Source organism: Dehalobacter sp. (assembly GCF_030063005.1).
GTDB classification, from domain to species: Bacteria; Bacillota; Desulfitobacteriia; order Desulfitobacteriales; family Syntrophobotulaceae; genus Dehalobacter; species Dehalobacter restrictus.
Genome location: NZ_JAPDHR010000015.1, coordinates 72,988 through 93,117, shown reverse-complemented (window position 1 = coordinate 93,117; position 20,130 = coordinate 72,988). Strand labels below are relative to the sequence as shown.

25 protein-coding genes and 1 pseudogene are annotated in these 20,130 nt (G+C 46.1%); all 26 read left to right on the top strand.

From position 1 onward, the window contains the following. Positions 1-20: 20 nt before the first annotated feature. The 26 genes and pseudogenes from OKX56_RS04960 (at position 21) to atpA (ending at position 20,115) form a co-directional block, all read left to right on the top strand. Entirely contained in the window at positions 21-1,103 is a 1,083-nt protein-coding gene (locus OKX56_RS04960) for a lipid II:glycine glycyltransferase FemX (RefSeq protein ID WP_019225010.1), read from the top strand. Positions 1,104-1,174: 71 nt separating this feature from the next. After that, positions 1,175-2,371 (top strand): alanine racemase, encoded by a 1,197-nt coding sequence (alr, locus tag OKX56_RS04955; protein ID WP_019225009.1) that lies wholly within the window; start codon positions 1,175-1,177, stop codon positions 2,369-2,371. Positions 2,372-2,469: 98 nt separating this feature from the next. Beyond that, entirely contained in the window at positions 2,470-2,847 is a 378-nt protein-coding gene (locus OKX56_RS04950; protein ID WP_019225008.1) for a response regulator, read from the top strand. 304 nt (positions 2,848-3,151) lie between these two features. Then, positions 3,152-3,844: a hypothetical protein gene (locus OKX56_RS04945; protein ID WP_019225007.1), complete on the top strand. Its 693-nt coding sequence runs from the start codon at positions 3,152-3,154 to the stop codon at positions 3,842-3,844. A 43-nt stretch (positions 3,845-3,887) separates the two neighbouring features. Beyond that, positions 3,888-4,529, top strand: coding sequence for a fructose-6-phosphate aldolase (fsa, locus tag OKX56_RS04940; RefSeq protein ID WP_019225006.1), 642 nt, complete (start codon positions 3,888-3,890; stop codon positions 4,527-4,529). A gap of 16 nt (positions 4,530-4,545) precedes the next feature. Then, complete coding sequence (gene glpX, locus OKX56_RS04935) at positions 4,546-5,520, top strand: class II fructose-bisphosphatase (RefSeq protein ID WP_019225005.1); 975 nt, start codon at positions 4,546-4,548, stop codon at positions 5,518-5,520. Positions 5,521-5,646: 126 nt separating this feature from the next. Further along, complete coding sequence (gene rpmE / locus OKX56_RS04930; protein ID WP_019225004.1) at positions 5,647-5,847, top strand: 50S ribosomal protein L31; 201 nt, start codon at positions 5,647-5,649, stop codon at positions 5,845-5,847. A gap of 87 nt (positions 5,848-5,934) precedes the next feature. Further along, positions 5,935-6,813: a DUF1385 domain-containing protein gene (locus OKX56_RS04925; RefSeq protein WP_019225003.1), complete on the top strand. Its 879-nt coding sequence runs from the start codon at positions 5,935-5,937 to the stop codon at positions 6,811-6,813. Positions 6,814-6,840: 27 nt separating this feature from the next. Beyond that, positions 6,841-7,908 (top strand): peptide chain release factor 1, encoded by a 1,068-nt coding sequence (gene prfA, locus OKX56_RS04920; protein WP_019225002.1) that lies wholly within the window; start codon positions 6,841-6,843, stop codon positions 7,906-7,908. A 32-nt stretch (positions 7,909-7,940) separates the two neighbouring features. Beyond that, a complete protein-coding gene (gene prmC, locus OKX56_RS04915; protein WP_019225001.1) occupies positions 7,941-8,819 on the top strand; it encodes a peptide chain release factor N(5)-glutamine methyltransferase in 879 nt (292 codons plus the stop codon). A 58-nt stretch (positions 8,820-8,877) separates the two neighbouring features. Next, a complete protein-coding gene (locus tag OKX56_RS04910; RefSeq protein ID WP_019225000.1) occupies positions 8,878-9,996 on the top strand; it encodes an L-threonylcarbamoyladenylate synthase in 1,119 nt (372 codons plus the stop codon). After that, on the top strand, positions 9,987-10,535 hold the full coding sequence (locus OKX56_RS04905) for a manganese efflux pump MntP (RefSeq protein WP_019224999.1): 549 nt from the start codon (positions 9,987-9,989) through the stop codon (positions 10,533-10,535). The genes OKX56_RS04910 and OKX56_RS04905 overlap by 10 nt, the downstream gene beginning before the upstream one ends. Positions 10,536-10,577: 42 nt before the next feature. Continuing rightward, positions 10,578-11,027 (top strand): low molecular weight protein arginine phosphatase, encoded by a 450-nt coding sequence (locus tag OKX56_RS04900; RefSeq protein ID WP_019224998.1) that lies wholly within the window; start codon positions 10,578-10,580, stop codon positions 11,025-11,027. 59 nt (positions 11,028-11,086) lie between these two features. Next, complete coding sequence (gene rpiB / locus OKX56_RS04895) at positions 11,087-11,530, top strand: ribose 5-phosphate isomerase B (protein ID WP_015044923.1); 444 nt, start codon at positions 11,087-11,089, stop codon at positions 11,528-11,530. Between the two features lie 65 nt (positions 11,531-11,595). Beyond that, positions 11,596-12,159 (top strand): TIGR01440 family protein, encoded by a 564-nt coding sequence (locus OKX56_RS04890; RefSeq protein WP_019224997.1) that lies wholly within the window; start codon positions 11,596-11,598, stop codon positions 12,157-12,159. Between the two features lie 118 nt (positions 12,160-12,277). Continuing rightward, positions 12,278-13,525 (top strand): serine hydroxymethyltransferase, encoded by a 1,248-nt coding sequence (glyA, locus tag OKX56_RS04885; protein ID WP_019224996.1) that lies wholly within the window; start codon positions 12,278-12,280, stop codon positions 13,523-13,525. 7 nt (positions 13,526-13,532) lie between these two features. Continuing rightward, positions 13,533-13,628 (top strand): annotated as a pseudogene (locus OKX56_RS04880) (uracil phosphoribosyltransferase); the annotation flags it as partial. Positions 13,629-13,786: 158 nt separating this feature from the next. After that, positions 13,787-14,242, top strand: coding sequence for a deoxycytidylate deaminase (locus OKX56_RS04875; RefSeq protein WP_019224995.1), 456 nt, complete (start codon positions 13,787-13,789; stop codon positions 14,240-14,242). A 133-nt stretch (positions 14,243-14,375) separates the two neighbouring features. After that, positions 14,376-15,533, top strand: a complete 1,158-nt coding sequence (gene wecB / locus OKX56_RS04870; RefSeq protein WP_287895777.1) for a non-hydrolyzing UDP-N-acetylglucosamine 2-epimerase — start codon at positions 14,376-14,378, stop codon at positions 15,531-15,533. A 201-nt stretch (positions 15,534-15,734) separates the two neighbouring features. Further along, a complete protein-coding gene (locus OKX56_RS04865) occupies positions 15,735-15,965 on the top strand; it encodes an AtpZ/AtpI family protein (protein WP_019224993.1) in 231 nt (76 codons plus the stop codon). A 16-nt stretch (positions 15,966-15,981) separates the two neighbouring features. Beyond that, positions 15,982-16,323, top strand: a complete 342-nt coding sequence (locus OKX56_RS04860; protein ID WP_242836980.1) for an ATP synthase subunit I — start codon at positions 15,982-15,984, stop codon at positions 16,321-16,323. Next, entirely contained in the window at positions 16,324-17,085 is a 762-nt protein-coding gene (atpB, locus tag OKX56_RS04855; RefSeq protein WP_019224991.1) for a F0F1 ATP synthase subunit A, read from the top strand. Between the two features lie 82 nt (positions 17,086-17,167). After that, complete coding sequence (gene atpE / locus OKX56_RS04850; RefSeq protein WP_015044915.1) at positions 17,168-17,401, top strand: F0F1 ATP synthase subunit C; 234 nt, start codon at positions 17,168-17,170, stop codon at positions 17,399-17,401. Between the two features lie 83 nt (positions 17,402-17,484). Further along, a complete protein-coding gene (gene atpF, locus OKX56_RS04845) occupies positions 17,485-18,042 on the top strand; it encodes a F0F1 ATP synthase subunit B (protein WP_019224990.1) in 558 nt (185 codons plus the stop codon). Next, positions 18,036-18,608 (top strand): F0F1 ATP synthase subunit delta, encoded by a 573-nt coding sequence (locus tag OKX56_RS04840; RefSeq protein ID WP_019224989.1) that lies wholly within the window; start codon positions 18,036-18,038, stop codon positions 18,606-18,608. Before atpF ends, OKX56_RS04840 begins: the two co-directional genes overlap by 7 nt. Before the next feature lie 4 nt (positions 18,609-18,612). Further along, a complete protein-coding gene (gene atpA / locus OKX56_RS04835) occupies positions 18,613-20,115 on the top strand; it encodes a F0F1 ATP synthase subunit alpha (RefSeq protein ID WP_019224988.1) in 1,503 nt (500 codons plus the stop codon). Positions 20,116-20,130 lie beyond the last annotated feature (15 nt).

The window sequence follows — 20,130 nt, the reverse complement described above, 5'->3', positions numbered from 1 at the left end:
TCTTTGGGAGGAGTGAAAAAATGGAATTTACGGCAAGGTGGCTCGCAATTGAAGATAAAGCAAAGTTTAATTCCTTTATTTGTAAGCATCCCAAAGGGCATGCGATGCAATTATGGGAATGGGGAGACATTAAAGGAAGAACGGGCTGGAAACCCTGGAGGCTTGCAGTGGAAAAAGATGGTGAGATTTTTGCTGCTGCAACAATTCTCGAAAGAAAACTACCGTTACTGGGGACCCCCATTTTTTACTGTCCGCGCGGTCCGGTCGTTGATATGCACGACAGCGAAAAAATGGCAGCCGTCCTGGAAGCAATCAGGAAGCTGGCGCAAAAACGCAAGGCGATTCTCTTAAAGATTGATCCTGATGTATCTTCAACCGATCAGGTTCTGGCAGGTATTTTGAAAGCCCAGGGCTTTAATAAAATGGATACAGGAAAGAATTTTGAAGGTGTTCAGCCGAAGTTTGTATTTCGTCTGGACATTTCGCCGGATGAAGAGACCTTGCTCGCGAATATGCATCAAAAAACCCGCTATAATATCCGCCTTTCCTCTAAAAAAGGTGTCGTGATCCGGAAAGGATTAAGAGAGGATCTATCGGAATTTTTCCGTGTACTCAAGGAAACGACCGAGCGGGATAATTTCCTGGTGAGGTCTTATACCTATTTTGAAGATCTGTATGATACGCTGGTGCCGGCAGGTTTTGCCGAACTTTTTGTTGCCGAATATGAAGGAAAGATTGTTGCAGGAACGCTGGCTTTCATCACAGGGGACAAAGCCTGGTATATCTATGGGGCATCATCAAATTCTTATCGCAATGTCATGCCCAACTATTTGATTCAGTGGGAAATGATTTGCTGGGCCAAAGCAAATGGTTGTACGCTCTATGATTTCAGAGGAGTATCCGGGGATTTGGACGAGAGTAACCCGCTGTATGGACTGTATAAATTTAAAAAAGGTTTTAATGGCGAGTTTACAGAATTCATCGGGGAATGGGACTATGTTTACAGGCCTGTCCTGTATGTGATTTGGCAGATTGCTGAAAAAGCTTACTCCGGGAAACTGAAAGGAATGCTTGCCCGGATGCGCAGGCCGCGGAATAAATAATTCATTCCTTGTAATTTCTTAAATGATCTCTTAAATAATTTTTAAAATCATTTGTTAAAGAGGGGCTTGTCATGTCAGATCTATGGATCGAAGTAGATATGGATGCCATTATCCATAATTACCGACAAATCATGGCCGGGCTTTCTGCCGGATGCCGGCTCATGGCGGTCGTTAAGGCAGATGCCTACGGCCTCGGGGCTGCGGAAGTAGCAGGAGCTTTGCAGGGAGAAGGATGTACGGCATTTGCTGTCACCACCATCTCTGAAGCGTTGCTGCTGCGAAACCAAGGTGTTGACGGTACAATCCTGGTGCTCGGTCCGTCGAGCCCGGAATACTGGCAGGCGGCAATCCAGGCCCATATTGAACTAACGGTATCACAGCTGGACTGGATACCGACACTGAACAAACTCGCCGAAACGTTGGGAACTAAAGCCGGGATTCAGCTGAAGCTGGAAACGGGTATGGGACGTACCGGTTTTACGGGCGATCAGCTGCAGGAATTAGCTGCAGCGTTGCGAGAAGCTCCTCAGTTGGAAATAACCGGGGTGTACACGCACTTTGCCCGGGGAGCTCAACGTGATCGTGCCTATACCAGAGCGCAGAATGAAAAATATCTGGCTTATGTTCAAACGTTGGAACAGGCAGGCATTCGGATCCCGCTGAAGCACGTCTGCAACAGCGCCGCCTATTTGGATTTTCCGGAGTATCATTACAATATGGTCAGAGTCGGGACACTCCTGATTGGTCATTGTCCTGCGCCGGCATTTGAAGGCAGGCTGCGATTAAAAGACCCTTGGCTGGTCAAAGCAAGAATTGTTCACCTGCAAAAGGCGGCAAAAGGTACCTTTGTCGGCTACCAGAGTATTTACAAGGCTAAAAAAGACACGACTCTGGCAGTGGTGCCGGTAGGTTATGCCGATGGCTTTGGGATTGAGCCCCGACTTGTGCCTCAAAACATTGTGGATCTCGCGAAAATAATTGTCAAAAATATGGGAGCTCTGATGGGCATTCAGCTGGGCCGGGAAAAACTGCTTTGCAACGGGCAACCCGTCAGGATTGCAGGGAAAATTGGGATGCAGCTTACGGTACTCGATGTCGGCAGCGCGCCTTGCTCAGCCGGTGACGAGATTGTGATTCCTTTACGAAGGACTCAGGCCAATCCCAGGATTCTGCGGATGTATAAAAAAAATGGAGAAATAATGAGAATAAGGATAATTAATGAAGGATTTTTGTCTCCCAGCGAAGAACAATTGTCAAATAAAAGGTAGTATGGCGATCTTTGTAAAATCATATTGCCTTTTAGCGCGATAGATGTTTTTAAAATCTATTGACAACTGCAAATCTAGCTATAAAAAGGGGGGCTTTGATGCTGAAGATGTTGATTGTGGATGACCAAAATGGGATCAGAAGACTTCTAACCGAGGTTTTTTTAGAATATGGTTATGAGATTGAATCGTGCGGCAGCGGAATAAAAGCGCTTGAGATTATTCCGGAATTTCAGCCGGATCTGATAATCATGGATGTCAAGATGCCTGGAATGAGTGGAATTGAGGTTCTAACGAAACTCAGGGAGACAAATTGTAAAAGCCGGGTCATCATGATGACAGCATATGGCGATCAGATTTTTTATAAACAGGCTGAGGAATTAGGAGTATCCGGCTTTGTTGTTAAACCTTTTGACTTAAATGAATTAAAAAAACAGGTTGGAGAAATTATCAGTGTGGATCATGTTTCTGAGGATTGAAATGGTGGCTTAAAATAATGGCTTGAATGATCAACAGATTAACCGGCCAGACTTTAACGAAAGTCTGGCTTTTTGGCGGCCATGTAGGATCTAATTCCGCGGTGCCATGAATGGTAAGAAGCGGCAATTCTAATATTCTAAAAAATCTAAGGCAGGAATAATATTTTACTTGGAGAACTATAAACTATACGGCATATGTAAACCGATGTGATCCGCTGACTTGAGACGGCCACGGAGCCTAATACCGTGATTTCATGGAGCGGAAAGACCCAATAGCTGACAGTGTGGGAGGTGAGCCTAAAGAATGATTATTCAGGCAGTCTCAACCATTGGGATGCTTTGTTCCCACTGCGGGAAACTTCAGCTTAAAACATTATCAGTGTTTTCTTTTGTTCACTTGGGAAAGAACAGTTTCATTTGTACGTGTGGTACTCCATTATTGACGCTCATCAGTTTTGAGAGCAAGAAAATCGGCATAGAATATTCTTGTATTTACTGCGGGACGCCACATCACTTGGTTACCAGAAGGGAGTTGATCTGGGGAGAACAACCTTTGCGTCTGGGATGCAGCGACAAGGAACTACCAGTAGGCTATATCGGGCCTGAATCACGTGTCATGGAATTGTGCACAGAAATTAAAAAGAACTTTGTCCGACTGGCTTCGGAGTTAACAAGCGATCAGGAAGATCTTGATGTAATGACAGATGATTTTTTTGTTGTCTATGGCGTTATAGAGATACTTGGCAGGCTGGTTGAACGGAAAAAGCTTGGCTGCAAATGCGGAAATCATAACCTAACTGTAGAAATATTACCTGAAAGTGTAGAATTGATTTGCGATTTATGCAAGGCAATGGGTATTATTTATACGGATAATAAAGACATTTTGCGCATACTAGAACAAATGGGAGCAATTACTTTAGAGGAAAACGAGATGTGGATCATCAACGATTCTCTGAAGGGAAATCATAGAAAGAATATCATTACGGAGGTCGAGTAGGTTTTTACTATGGCCGGATATTATTGAAGGAGGAATTTGACCTATGCGTTTTTTCCTTGATTCAGCCAATACAGAAGAGATTTCCCGGGCATGGGACATGGGAGTCATCGCCGGTGTTACGACGAATCCTTCTTTGGTAGCCAGAGAAAAAGAGGACTTTCATACTCTGATTCATAAAATTGCCGGGATTGTCGATGGCCCGATCAGTGCGGAAGTCATAGCGCTCGATTATGAGGGTATGCTTCAGGAAGCCCGGCGGCTCTCAGATATTCATCCAAATATTGTCGTCAAAATTCCAATGACGCTTGACGGTTTGAAAGCCGTCAAGACGCTGCGGGAAGAAGATATCCAGACGAACGTTACATTGGTATTCAGCCCTGTTCAGGCACTGATGGCAGCAAGGGCGGGAGCCGCTTATGTCAGCCCTTTTTTAGGAAGACTTGACGATATCGGGGAGATTGGCATGAATGTCCTGGCCGATATCTGCGAAATTTTTGAGGTCCATGATCTGGACTGCGGGGTGATTGCCGCCAGTATCCGTCATCCTGTTCACGTCCTTGAAGCGGCTAAGATCGGCGCGGATTTTGCGACAATACCTTTTGGCGTTTTGAGCAAATTATCCGAGCATCCCTTGACAAGTGCAGGAATTAATAAATTTTTGGATGACTGGAAGAAGTTAAGTTAAGAAGGGTGAAAAAGAGATGGAAAGAGAATTAACCATGGAATTTGCCCGGGTGACGGAAGCGGCAGCACTTGCTTCAGCTCGCTGGGTAGGAATGGGACAGAAGAATGAAGCCGATGATGCGGCAGTGGAAGCTATGAGATCTTTGTTTGATACCGTACACATGGATGGGACGGTCGTGATCGGCGAAGGAGAAATGGACGAAGCCCCGATGCTTTACATTGGGGAGAAACTTGGCACGGGCGAAAAGCCCGAGGTTGATGTTGCCGTTGATCCCCTCGAGGGAACAAATCTTGTTGCCAAAGGAATGCCAGGAGCCATAGCGGTTTTAGCTGTGACCAAAAGATATGGACTTCTGCATGCCCCGGATATGTATATGGATAAAATTGCTGTTGGTCCCAAGGCTGCAGGACGTATCCATCTGGATGCTCCGGTTGCGGAAAATCTCGAGAACATAGCCAAGGGACTCAATAAGAAAATTCAGGAACTTACGGTGGTTATTCTCGACAGGCCCCGCCACAGTGAGATCATCCGTCAGGTAAGAGAATGCGGCTCCAGAATACGCCTGATTACCGACGGTGATGTCGCTCCGGCTGTCGCCTGCGGGCTGGAAGGCAGCGGAGTTGATGTGATGATGGGGGTCGGCGGAGCTCCTGAGGGAGTGCTTGCCGCTGCTGCCCTGCGCTGTATGGGCGGGGAAATGCAGGGGAGACTTTGGCCGGAGAATGAAGAAGATGTTGAAAGAGCGCGGAAACTGGGTATAATGGATATCAATAAACTGCTGACACTCGATGATCTGGTCAATACGGATGACATCTTTTTTGCGGCAACCGGAATTACAGAAGGACCGCTGCTTAAAGGCGTGATATACAGCAGTGAGGGTGCCACGACGCACACTGTGGTGATGAGAGGCAAGACCGGTACGGTCCGTTTTATTGAAGCCAAACATTGTTTTGCCAAAAAGCCTAAATATGCAATTAAAGGAGCCTGCTAAAACGCTGCGAAGAGAAGCCTTCTGAATTGTTTTTTTCTTGACCGAAAGGCAAAGAATGTGCTAAAATATTCAGAGTTGACTGTTTTTGATTGAGACGGATCTGATTGGGAAGGAAGGTGACGGGTCATGAAAGAGAAAATTCATCCGAAATATGAACAAACTACCATTAGCTGCGCTTGCGGCAATATTATAGAAACAGGTAGTACGAAGAAGGATATCAAGGTCGAAATTTGTTCCAAGTGTCATCCTTTTTACACTGGAGTTCAGCGATTTGTTGACGCTGGTGGACGAGTCGATCGTTTCAAAAAGAAATACGGTTTGCAATAACAACGGTATGAAACCGTTGCCTGTAGAAAACAAGGAGCAGAGCGTAAGCTCTGCTTTTCGGTTATTAGGCCTTGGAGGTTTGAAATTATGGAGAAACCTGTTCAATATGGAGGGCAAGCGCTGATTGAAGGCGTAATGATGCGCGGGCCGCGGGCGATTGCGATGGCCGTTCGCTTGCAGAACGGAGAAATTGAAGTAACGACCCAAGATATTCATCCCTGGTCTCAGAAGCCAGTTCTTAAATTGCCGATCATTCGGGGTTTTGTTGCACTGCTTGAATCTTTGGTAATCGGAACCAAAGCTTTGATGTTTTCCGCCGACCGCGCTGTCGGCGAAGAAGAAGGAGAGGAGCTTGGCTTTTGGGCGATGGTGTTAACAATCGTTATTGCCTTTGCTGCCGGACTCCTGTTATTTGTCGGAATACCGACAGCTTCCGCTCATTTATTAACAGATATTTTTCCGGGTACCGTACTGCAAAATATTGTCGAAGGCCTCATTCGTCTTATTGTGTTATTTCTATATATCCTTCTGATATCTAGATTAAAGGATATTCAGAGGGTATTTCAATACCATGGGGCAGAACATAAAGCAATATTTGCGCATGAAGCTGGCGTGGAACTGAATCCGGAAAACATCCGGAAATACTCCAGACTGCATCCCCGGTGCGGGACGAGCTTCTTGCTTATTGTTGTTGTCGTCAGTATCTTTGTTTTTGCCTTTTTGGGCGTGGATCCTCTGTGGTGGCGTATCGTTTCCCGAATCATCCTGATGCCGCTGGTAGCCGGAATTTCGTACGAGCTTTTAAAGCTGTCAGGGAGATTTTCCAAATCGGTATTTTTAAAGTGGATCATTGTTCCCGGCCTTCTGCTGCAGAAACTTACGACCAGGGAACCGGACGACTCCCAACTTGAGGTTGCGATTGCTGCGCTTAACGGGGTACTCGCGACTGGACAGGAACTTTCATAATAAAATTCATTTGGGAGAGGTTAAAACATGCTAAACAGGCTCGAAGAGATTGAAAAAAAATATGACGACCTGACAGAGCTCCTGGCCAAGCCGGAGATCATCGCCAATCAGGCTGATTTTCAGAAATATGCCAAAAGCCAGTCAGCGCTTACAGATACAGTCGCAGTATTTCGGGAATATAAAGAAATAAACCGGCAGATCGAGGATCTTAAAGTTCTGCTTGCCGAGGAACGCGATCCGGAAATGAGAGAGATGGCCGAGGCCGAACAGGATGAATTAACAAAGAGTAAAAAGAAGCTGGAGGAGGATTTGAAAATCTTGCTCTTGCCGAAGGATGCGAATGATGAGAAAAACGTCATTATGGAGATCAGAGCCGGTGCTGGTGGAGATGAAGCGGCTTTGTTTGCAGGTGATTTATACAAGATGTATACAAAATATGCCGAAAGTCAGAACTGGAAGACCGAACCCTTAAGTGCCAGTTTCACGGATATTGGCGGCTTTAAAGAAATTATTTTTATGATCGAAGGACAGGGTGCTTATAGCAGACTTAAATATGAAAGCGGTGTTCACCGTGTTCAGCGGATTCCTGCGACCGAATCCGGCGGCAGGATCCATACGTCGACCGTGACGGTTGCCGTACTGCCTGAGGCCGAGGAAGTCGATGTTGCGATTAACCCGAACGATATCAGGATCGATATTTTTTGTTCCAGCGGTCCTGGCGGTCAATCTGTAAATACGACACAGTCGGCAGTCCGCATTACCCACTTGCCGACGGGAATCGTGGTCTCCTGCCAGGATGAAAAATCCCAGCACAAGAATAAGGATAAAGCTTTAAAAGTGCTCAGAGCCAGGCTCTTAGAGAAAGCCCAGGAAGCAGCAGCCGGCGAGATTGCCCAAGAACGTAAAAGCCAGGTAGGGACAGGTGACCGCAGTGAGCGCATCCGAACCTACAACTATCCTCAGGGCAGGGTTTCCGATCATCGTATCGGGCTTACGCTGCATAAACTGGACAGCATTTTGTTGGGTGACATCGAAGAAATTATTACGGCATTGATTTCAGCCGATCATGCCGAAAAACTCAAAGCTTCGGTCTAATGGAAAAGGATGAAACCAGGAGTTTACCAGGTATGACAGATAGACTTGATGCTCATCAGCCAATGGAGCTGCTGCGGCAAGGTGCGCAGTATTTAGCGCAGTGCGGGGTACCTGACGCCCGGGCGGAGGCGGATCTTATCCTGGCCTTTGTGCTTAAAACGACCAGAGACAAACTATATGCCGAGTGTGACAGGGTAGTCGCTTCTCCGGAAAGAGAGATCTATAATGATTTTCTGAAACGACGTGGTCAGAGGGAACCGCTTGCTTATCTGCTTAAGACCCGTGAATTTATGGGTCTTGATTTCTTTGTGGACCCAAGCGTTCTGATCCCGAGACCAGAAACGGAACTTCTAGTTGAGAAAGTCCTGGAATTGGGCAAGAATATGGGTAGAGAACGAGAAAATTCGGAAATTCCTTCGAAGGTTCTTGATCTTTGCACAGGCAGTGGGGCAATTGCCGTTGCTGTGGCCTATCATTGGAAGCAGGCGGCCGTTGTCGCTGTTGATGTGTCTTCTGAAGCGTTGACTGTCGCCAAAATTAATGCGGCCAATATGAACGTGAATATTGATTTTCGTCAGGGAGATCTCTTTGCACCGGTGCAGGGAGAAAAATTTAGCCTGATTGTTTCCAATCCTCCGTACGTCTCAGAACATGAAATTCTGAAGTGTCCGCCAGAAGTTAGGAAAGAGCCTGTCTTAGCTCTGCTGGCTGGAAAAGATGGCCTGGATTTCTACCGGAGGATTGCTATGAACGCAACAGAATTCTTGAGCCATGAGGGAATAATCCTGGTGGAAATCGGGTATTCCCAGGGAACTCGGGTTCGGGAATTATTTACGGCCGCCGGATATCAAACCGAATTGTTTTCTGATTACGCTGGTCTGGATAGAATAGTCCTGGCCCGCAAGGAATAGTATTTCGTTAATAACCGGTTGGAAACCGCCGTTTGTATAAGGCCACGAAGGAGCTGTCATGGAGACAAAAAGAATTCGGCTGAGGTCGGACAGCATCATACAGGATAAAGAATTGCAGGAAGCAGCAGCTTTGCTCCGACAGGGTGAAGTCGTGGCATTTCCTACCGAGACCGTTTATGGGCTTGGCGCCAATGCGCTGGACAGCGAAGCCTGTGCTAAAATATATGCGGTAAAAGGACGACCTTCGGATAATCCGCTGATTGTTCATGTTGCTGCCTTGGACGAAGCACAGCAGCTTGTCCGTGTTTGGCCGCCGCAGGCTGAAGTCTGCGCGCGGAATTTCTGGCCAGGACCTTTAACGCTGGTACTGCCCAAGAGAGCGCATATTCCGGAAATCGTCAGCGGAGGACTGGACACGGTGGCGGTCAGAATGCCGAGTCACCCTGTTGCCCTGGCCCTGATTGAAGCAGCGGGTTGTCCATTGGCCGCGCCGAGTGCGAATATATCGGGAAAGCCCAGTCCGACCAATGCGGAGCATGTTTGGCGGGATCTGAAAGGGAAGATTCCGTTGCTGATTGATGCCGGATCTTGTACAGTGGGTCTTGAATCGACTGTGCTTGATTTGACCGGGGAACTACCAACGATTTTGCGCCCAGGAGGAATTACGCTTGAACAGCTTCGGGCAGTGCTGGGGAAGGTCGAACTGGACCGCAGTGCTGATCAAGGACAACCGACCGTAGAGCCCAGGTCGCCTGGTATGAAATATAGACATTACGCACCGGAAGGTGAAATCATTTTATTCAGTGGTAGTACCTCTGAAAAAGCTGAAAAAATGACGAAATATCTGAGGAACAAAAACAACGCGGTAAGGACTGCAGTACTGTGTTTGGAAGAAACGGTCGCCAGACTGACCGGAGATACGGCCGGCAAGGCCGATATGATATTTACACTTGGTTCCAGGAATAATCTTGACTCAGCTGCCAGCCGTCTGTTTGAAGGACTGAGACTGTGTGACGAGCAAAACATCGACACCATTCTGGCGGAGGAGATTGCAGAAGAAGGAATAGGGCTTGCATTTATGAACCGTTTGAAGAAAGCAGCTGGCAAAAAAAATTTTGGTCCAGGGAGCAGGTATCCCAATCTGACCGAAACTAAGGAGGAAAACACTTGGAATTAATATGGATCATAGCGGTATCGATAGCACTAGGGATGGATGCCTTTTCCTTCTCGCTTGCTTTAGGAATGATTGGGATCGACAATAAAATAGCGCTGAGATTGAGTGTTGTCGTGGCAGTGTTTCATGTTTTCATGCCGCTTTTGGGTTTGTGGATTGGACAGAAACTTGGATTGCTGTTTGGCAATGTTGCAGTTGGGATCGGAGCTGTCATTTTACTCTGGCTTGGCAGTAAAATGATTCTGGGAGCCATTCGGGGATCGGGAGAAAAAAGCATCCCGAGTTTAAAAGGATTCGGAATTTTTGTTTTGGCAGGAAGCGTCAGCCTTGACGCGCTGAGTGTCGGATTTTCTCTGGGTACGTTTGTCAGTATGATCCTGCCGGCAACCCTGATCATGGGTTTTACCGCAGGCATCATGACAGGAGGCGGAATTCTTCTTGGTCGAAGAATCGGCACCTGGGCCGGCAGCAAAGCGGAAGCCGTCGGTGGCGGCATCTTGTTTCTGATTGGCCTGAGAATGGCCTTCGGTCTTGTTTTCTAAGTTAATTGAATTTTAATTTACTAGTCCGGAAAAGAGGGTATAATGATATCTATGAAAATCTTGTTTGTTTGTACAGGAAATACATGCCGCAGTCCGATGGCAGAAGGTCTTGCCCGCTTATATTTTCCGGAAGGGTATGAGCTTTTTTCGGCTGGTATTCAGGCTTTGGATGGTGATCCCGTCAGTCCGTATGCAGGGGAGATTCTCCAGAAAAAGGGAATTGATGCCCGGCGGCATCGGGCGGTCAGGCTGCAAAAAGATACGCTCGCTGCTGCTGATCTGATCCTGACAATGACCAAAGCTCAGAAAAAAGTATTGTTCGGTATTTATCCGGAATATCAGGATAAAATCATGCAACTCGGAGAATGGGCTGGTTTGGATAAAGAAATTTCCGACCCATGGCTGGGATCTCTGGAAACATACAGGTTCTGTGCGGAAGAAATTGAAGAAATGATCAAAGCTGGAGTACGGCGGTATCGAGGGAATAGTTAGCGCCTGTAAATGCTAGATAAAAAAATGATGATAAAAACTACGGAGTTCAGGAGGCAGAAATGAAAATTGCATTGGGTGCAGATCATGCAGGATATCAGCTTAAGGAGTGCATCAAAGAATTTCTTGCGGAAAAAGGCCACGAGATTCTAGATTGCGGTACAGACAGCGACATTTCCGTTGATTATCCGGAGTATGGCTTCAATGTCGGGAAAGCAGTGATCGAAAATAAAGCGGATTCAGGAATCGTGGTCTGCGGCACCGGAATAGGGATTTCCATTGCAGCCAATAAAGTCAAGGGAATCCGGGCTGCCCTTTGTACCGACAGTTATATGGCCAAGATGGCGAGGCAGCATAATAACGCCAATATCTTAGCACTCGGAGCAAGAGTAATTGGTCAGGGCGTTGCGCTGGATATTGTCGAGACTTTTTTGACGACATCCTTCAGCGGGTGGAAACATGCCAGAAGAGTAGATATGATCAGCGATTTTGAACAGCGATCTTGAACAGCGATCTTAATTTTTTAGGCTGAGGATACTGGCCCAAAAAATAAGAAAGGCGTGAGGGTACTATGGCAGATAAGAAGGAAATGCTTCGGCAAATCAAAGATGAGTGGGAGCATATTCTTCAGGCATTTGAGGATACAGCTGGACTAACGCCTGGACAGCTGCTGGTTGTAGGCTGCAGCACGAGTGAGATTATCGGGGAGAAGATTGGCAAAGCCGGTAGCAAAGAAGTGGCTGATATTCTGTTCGAACCACTTCGGAGATGGGCGGACAAGCTTGGGATTTTTCTGGCGATTCAATGCTGTGAGCATTTAAACCGGGTGCTCATCGTGGAAAGAAAGGTGGCGGACAGGCTGAATTTTGAACCCGTCGTGGTGATACCGTCGCTTTCAGCAGGCGGGGCAATGTCCCTGACTGCCTGGGGGAATTTTTCCGATCCCGTTGCTGTCGAACAGGTTAGGGCTGATGCCGGGATCGATATCGGAGACACGTTGATTGGTATGCATCTTCGTCCGGTCGCCGTTCCGCTAAGGATTGGTGTCCGAAACCTCGGTGCGGCTCATCTTAACCTTGCCAAAACGCGGCCGAAATATGTCGGCGGCCCGAGAGCTTCTTATCCCTGCGACTGAGGAGGCCAGGACAGAAGTTTATATGGCAGCATATGCTAAACAGAATAATTCTAAGGTTGACAAGATACCAGAAAAGGAAACGATATCCTAGTTATTTATGATAGAGGTGGATATTCAGATGGATTACATTCGGAAATATTTAGCGTCCCAGGACCCTGAGGCAGCAAAAGCCATAGAGCTGGAAGAAAACAGACAGGAAAATAAAATTGAACTCATTGCTTCGGAAAACTTTGTCAGCAGGGCAGTTATGGCTGCTCAGGGTTCGGTCCTGACAAACAAATACGCTGAAGGATATCCGGGAAAACGTTATTACGGTGGATGCGAGTATGTTGATATTGTTGAAAATCTGGCCAGGGAAAGGGTCAAAAAACTGTTTAATGCAGAACACGCTAATGTTCAGCCCCATTCAGGAGCACAGGCCAATACAGCAGTTTATTTTGCCATGCTGAATCCTGGGGACACGGTTCTGGGCATGAACTTGTCGCATGGAGGGCATCTTACACACGGGAGTCAGGTCAACATCTCGGGAAAATATTTCAATTTTATTGAATATGGCGTTGATAAGGAAACAGAACGGATCGATTACGACAATCTGCATAAACTGGCGCTTGCCCATAAACCAAAGATGATTGTCGGCGGAGCGAGTGCTTACCCTCGCCAGATTGATTTTAAACGGATCAGAGAAATCGCCGATGAAGTTGGCGCTTACGTGATGATTGATATGGCGCATATTGCAGGTCTGGTAGCAGTCGGTCTTCATCCGAGCCCCATTCCCTATGCGCATTTTGTAACCAGCACAACCCATAAGACCTTAAGGGGGCCAAGAGGCGGGCTTATTCTCTGTAAAGAGGAATTCGGGCCAAAGATCGATAAAGCGATATTCCCCGGAATTCAGGGTGGCCCGCTGATGCATGTGATTGCAGCCAAGGCCGTTGCTTTCGGTGAAGCTCTTCAGCCGGGATTTGTTGAATACCAGCAGCAGATTTTGCAAAATGCCCGGGCATTAGCCAAAGGATTTCTGGCAAGAGGATTTCGTTTGGTTTCAGGCGGTACGGACAACCATTTGCTGCTGCTGGATGTCAGACGCAAGGGGCTGACAGGCAAAGAAGCTGAAACACGGCTGGACAGTGTCGGCATTACCGTGAATAAAAATACGATCCCGTTTGATCCTCAGGGGGCCAATGTAACGAGCGGTATACGGATCGGTTCGCCTGCGGTCACGACCAGAGGGTTGAAGGAAGCCGAGATGGATCTGATCACTGAGGCGATTGACCTGACGCTGACTGCCGGCAGTGATGCTTCAAGAATTGCCCGGGCCGAAGCGATTGTCAAAGATATTTGCGGAAGATTTCCTTTGTATAAGTAACCTAACCTACGTTACGGCTATTGATCAATGCTTAAACGAATCCGCCTATATCGTTCCAAGAGTCGGAGATGCTGGGGACAGACTGTTTGGAACAAAAGAATAAACAACAGAGAAGAAACAGAAAATGAACAGAAAAAGATCCTAATAGATATAATGACAGCAGAGTCTGGCACGAGTATACTAAAAATAGAGAATTATCTTAGCAGACAAAAATTCAATGTACTTTTTGGCGAAGGAAAGCGGAATGCGGGGAGTAGTGTGATGAAAAATCAAACCAGGCCAGCGTGGGACGAATATTTCCTTGATCTTGCCCAGCTGGTGGCCAGGCGGTCAACCTGCTTAAGGCGCAATTATGGCGCAGTGATTGTCAAAGACAATATTATTGTTAGCACAGGTTACAACGGCGCTGCCAGAGGGGAACCCAACTGCATTGACATCGGGGAATGTGTCAGGGAACGGTATAATGTTCCCAAAGGGGAAAGATATGAGTTGTGTATGGCGGTTCACGCTGAACAAAATGCGATTATTGCCGGTGATCCCGTAAAAATGCAGGGAGCCACAATTTACATATCCGGCTATGAATTTGATGGGGAACAAGCATCGGGGGAACCCTGTCTGCTGTGCCGGAGAATGATTAAAAATGCAATGATCAAACGGGTTGCTTATCTTGATGAAAACGGTAAAAAAAAGAATATTCGCTTCGAAACAAGCGAGTAATAAACCATGGGATGATGGAGCTGTATATAATTGTATATATTTGCGAAAAATGCCTTGGGCGTGTATAATATTTAAGATTAAAGGTCTTTGCGGTCAACGCCTTCAGGCATTGCCCAACAGTGGGGGAAATATTGTGGAATTGAAGCAAAGAAATTATAAGGTCATGACTGTATTTGGAACCAGACCTGAGGCTATTAAGATGGCACCTGTCGTAAAAGCATTAGAAAAGCGGGACGACGTTGACAGCCTGGTTGTTGTTACTGCCCAGCATCGTGAGATGCTGGATCAGGTTGTTAAACTCTTTGATATTGTACCTGATTATGATCTTGATTTAATGAAGCATGGACAGACTCTTGCCACCCTTACCACTGGAGTGCTGACAGGAATAGATGAGATATTGATCAAGGAAAAACCGAATTTGATCTTGGTACAAGGGGATACTACAACTACTTTTGCATCAGCCCTAACAGCTTTTTATCATAAGATCCCGATCGGCCATATCGAGGCTGGTTTGCGAACTGGCCAGAAATATTCTCCCTGGCCGGAGGAAATCAATCGGAAACTTACCAGCGGTTTAGCAGACCTGCATTTTGCACCCACCGAAGTATCGAGAAGTAATCTGTTGCGCGAAGGGATCGACCCGGAGAATATATTTGTTACAGGCAACACAGTAATCGATGCCTTATTAAGTACCGTTAAGCCGGAATATCAGTTTGCGGATATAGACTTAAACAGGATTCTAGAAGCAAATAAAGATAAACGAATGATCCTAATGACAACGCACCGCCGGGAGAATTGGGGAGAACCCATGCGGCAGATCTATCAGGCGCTGGAAACAGTCCTGCGGGAATTTCCGGATACCTATGTTATATTCCCGATGCATAAGAACCCTACGGTCAGGAAAGTAGTCACGGAGGTCTTAGGCGGCAATGAAAAGGTCCATTTAATTGAACCTTTGGATTACGAACCGTTTGTAAATCTAATGGCGAAGGCCTATCTGATCCTGTCAGACTCCGGGGGAATCCAAGAAGAGGCTCCTTCACTGGGCAAGCCCGTTTTAGTGGTCAGGGATACGACTGAACGGCCTGAAGCTGTCGATTCAGGAACCGTATTGCTGGTTGGGACACAATACAATAAAGTCGTTGAGAGCATTCAGCAGCTGTTAACCGACCAGGATGCTTATGAAAAAATGTCTCAAGCGACAAATCCATACGGGGACGGCAGATCAAGCGCAAGAATCACCCAAATTATTATTGAAAAATTTTCTGATCAAAAGATTTTCAGCATCTGATCACGATCACAAGAATTTCTTAATAAAATGAAAAATAATTAAAAAAAATGCAAAATGAAAACTCATGATTATGTGAAGGAACGATCAATCCTGATTCTACGCGGTATTTGACGGCAAGTGCAATTGGCATAAATCTTGCAATACATATTAGGATGTCATATTATGTTGTCTACGAAAAACCAAAAGATTTGAGGGAACCAGATGGCTGACAAATTTGCAGGTGATGTTGTCAAGTATATGCTATGGGGATCATCAAGTGCCTCTGCTCTTGTTGGCTTGGAAGTAGGAGGATATTTTTTCGGAAATTATTTGGACACTCGTTTTGGCACTGACCCTTTATTTAAGGCAGTTTTGATGATTCTAGGCATTTTGTTCAGTATATTATCTCTAATATTAATTTATTTAAAGTTAGGTAAAACGGATGGAAAATAGCAGGTTTATTCAGATCTTGACGGTTATTCTTTGCATCACTGTTTTAATCGTAATATGGCGAACAGAATTTTATCCCCTTGTCGGTTTATTGATCGGCTATTATACGGGCATAATTAATGTTAAGTGGCTACTTAGGGATGCTCGAAAAGCAATGGACAAAGATAAGAAAGCAGCCCTAAAAACATACTACAAAAGCTTAGTATTCAGGTTGGTAATCATTACATTGGTATTTGCTATTACCGCAAGGTTCCAACCGGAATGGCTTTATTATGTGGCTATAGGAATGATGATTGGTATTGTTATCCCTATAATTGTAGCAAGACATCAACTAAGGAAAATGAAAGGTGGTGAAAATTAAATGCATGATACCGTACTATGGGTATTGGGAAATGGCACTGTGCATGCGAAGACACTGATTATGACTTGGGTCACGATGATACTTCTTTTGGGTTTTGTCTTTCTTTGTAAGCGCAATCTGACAAGTGGAACGCCCGGAAAACTTCAAAATCTTTTGGAATGGATCATTGATTTTGTCAGGGGCCTTATCTCTGATAATATGAACTATAAAAAAGGATCGTCATTGCTCGGGTATCTTCTTTCACTTATTTTGTTTGTATTTTTTGCGAACATGATTGGCTTGATTCCCAATATATTTGCACCCTTACTCGATCACGTACACTTTGCTAGAATCAATGAGATGTTTGGCGGAGCAATTTTCAGTGCGCGAACAACAACGTTTTCGTCGCCGACAGCAGATGTTAATACGACCTTTGCGTTGTCTACAATAACGATTGTTTTAGTATTGGTCTATGGACTCAAATATAAAGGTGCGCACTATTTCAAACACTTTCTTGAACCCTATCCGCCTTTTGCGATCCTTCATATTATTGACTTTGTCGCCAAGCCTTTGACCTTAGCTTTCCGGCTATTCGGCAATATTTATGCTGGAGAAATCCTGATTGCAGTCATTCTCATGATCCCGGGTATATTTGCCTTTGGCGGAGTTATTCCGATGCCATTCTGGCTTGTTTTCTGCGTATTTATCGCAGTAATCCAATCCTATGTTTTTACAATATTAACGGTGGCCTATGTCGGCCAAGCTATCGAAGAGTCTCACTAACAACGGTATTATTTCAGAGCTAAAAAGAAGCAATCTGAAATCAATAAATACAAAATGAATTAATTTAAGGAGGAAATTTAATATGGATATCACTGCTGCTGCGTTGATAGGTACTGGTATTGCTGCCGCGGGTGCGGCCATTGGAGCTGCTATGGGTAATGGAAACGTTGTTGCCAGCACAATTGATGGAATTGCACGTCAACCTGAAGCCAGAGGAACTTTAATGAGCACCATGTTTATTGGTATTGCGCTGGTTGAGATTCTTCCCCTCTTGTCCATCATCATGGCTCTGTTAATGTTCTTTACGAAGTCCTGAGGTGTACTTCAGTAAAATGCAACAATTGAATGACGTTACTGTATTAATCTACTGCTCAAAATAGAGAGGAGGGGGAATATCGCTTGAATCCCTTCGTAATAGGTTTTACCAATTCGATTGCCTCAGCGGCTGCTGGTCCTACGACAAATAGCCCGTTACATTTTGACTACACATATTTTGTTCAGCTTCTTTCATTTTTGCTTTTAGTTTGGATCCTGAAAAAGTTTGCTTGGACACCAATCATGAATATGATGGAAAAACGCCGTCAGGGTATTGAAAATAACCTGGCCCAAGCCGAACAGGAGAGAAAAGAAGCTGAAAGAATCCGGCTGGAATACCAACAGGAAATGCGTCAAGCCCGTCAGCAAGCTCAGGAAATTATTGAGAAGGCTACCAAGAGCAGCGAGCTGCGTGCGGAAGAAATTATCCTGGAAGCCCGTAAGGAAACCGAAAAGCTCAAACAGTCGGCCTTGGCCGACATTGGACGGGAACGCGACAGGGCAATTGCCGATGTTAAAGCTCAGGTAGCCGATATGTCCGTAGCCGTTGCTGAAAAAATCATTCGCCACAAACTGGATATCACGGGTCAGGAAGCTCTCATTGAACAATTTATTCAAGAGGTAGGGGATCGGCCATGTTAAACGGCGCTCTCGCACATCGCTATGCGCAGGCTCTTTTTGAATTAGCTATTGAGATGTCTGTCCTCGATCAAATCGATAAAGAGCTGCATGATTTGGCGGAAATTGTAGCCCAAAATAATGAGCTGAAAGTTTTGCTGAACCATCCCAATATTGAAGCAGAAACCAAAAAGAAGGTCCTGGCGAAGATACTTGATGACACTGTTTCTGACATGACCAGTCATTTTGTTTATCTGTTGATTGATCGCAGGAGACAGAATCTCCTCAGCCTGGTTCAGCGTGAATTTGCACGTCTGGCCAATGAAGCACGCAACTTAATCGAAGCAAAAGTTACCAGTGCCACAGCACTGACTCCGGCGCAAGAGGAAAAACTCAAAGAAATGATTGCCAGATCTACTGGCAAGAATGTTCGTTTACTTTCCGAAGTAAATCCGACATTGATCGGTGGAGCCAAACTTCAAGTGGGAGATCGTGTGATGGATGGCTCAATTACAACCGCATTGTCTAAAATACGTGATGAATTGAAAAAAACATCGTTAAAACCTCAGCAGGAAGTAGGGGTGAACTAAAAGGATGAATTTACGTCCCGAAGAAATTAGTTCTATTATTAAACAGCAAATCGAGCGTTATGAATCAGCCCTCGAAGTCGTTGATGTTGGTACCGTTATCCAGGTAGGTGATGGTATTGCGCGTGTTTATGGCTTGGAGAAGGCAATGTCCGGTGAGCTTCTGGAGTTCCCTGGCGGTATATATGGGATGGCCATGAACCTGGAAGAGGACAACATCGGCTGCGTTATCCTGGGACCTTATGCTGCGATTAAAGAAGGCGACCAGGTCAAGCGTACCGGCAGGATCGTGGAAGTACCGGTAGGAGAAAGCTTAATTGGCCGCGTTGTCAACGTTCTTGGACAACCTGTCGATGGCAAAGGGGAGATCATTCCAGCCGGATATCGTCCGATAGAATCAGATGCTCCCGGTGTAGTCGACAGAAAAAGAGTAAATGAACCGCTGCAGACCGGTCTGAAGTCGATTGACTCCATGGTGCCAATCGGCCGCGGACAACGTGAGCTGATTATTGGTGACCGCCAGACAGGTAAGACCGCGCTGGCCGTAGACACCATTATTAATCAAAAAGGACAGAATTGTATCTGTATTTATGTGGCTATCGGTCAGAAACAGTCGACCGTAGCCAGTGTTGTGAAGAAGCTGGAAGAGCATGGCGCGATGGAATATTCGATCGTTGTCATGGCGACAGCTTCCGACCCGGCTCCGATGCTTTATATTGCACCGTATTCTGGTTGTGCGATTGGCGAGTATTTTCGGGACAAAGGTCAGCATGTTCTGGTGGTCTATGATGATCTCTCCAAACAGGCGGTTGCTTATCGCGAACTGTCGCTCTTGTTGAAACGTCCGCCCGGACGTGAAGCTTATCCCGGCGACGTTTTCTATCTCCATTCCCGTTTGCTGGAACGTGCGGCTAAGCTGTCCCCAGAAAAGGGAAGCGGCTCACTGACAGCGCTGCCGATCATTGAGACTCAGGCCGGTGACGTTTCCGCGTATATCCCGACGAACGTTATTTCCATCACCGACGGTCAGATATTCTTGGAATCAGACCTGTTCTTTTCCGGTTTCCGTCCTGCCATTAACGTCGGTATCTCGGTATCGCGCGTTGGAGGAGACGCTCAGATCAAGGCCATGAAACAGGTAGCCGGTCAGCTCCGTCTGGATCTGGCAGCTTATCGCGAATTAGCGGCTTTTGCCCAATTTGGATCTGATCTGGACAAAGCGACTCAAGCCAGACTTAACCGCGGCCAAAAAACCATGGAGATCCTGAAGCAGGGACAATATCAGCCGATGCCGGTCGAAGAGCAGATCATCGTCATCTTCGCGGCGACTAAAGGTTATATCGATGATGTCCCAATGGAAAGAATGAAAGAATTCGAACAGGAACTTCTCCGCTTCATGCGTACGACTCAGATCCCTGAGAAAATCCGTACGGAGAAAGCTCTTTCCAACGAGCTCATGAAAGAAATCGGCGATGCCATCAATGAGTTCAAGCAAGGCTTTTTAGCTTAGAAAGAGTAGGTGAAT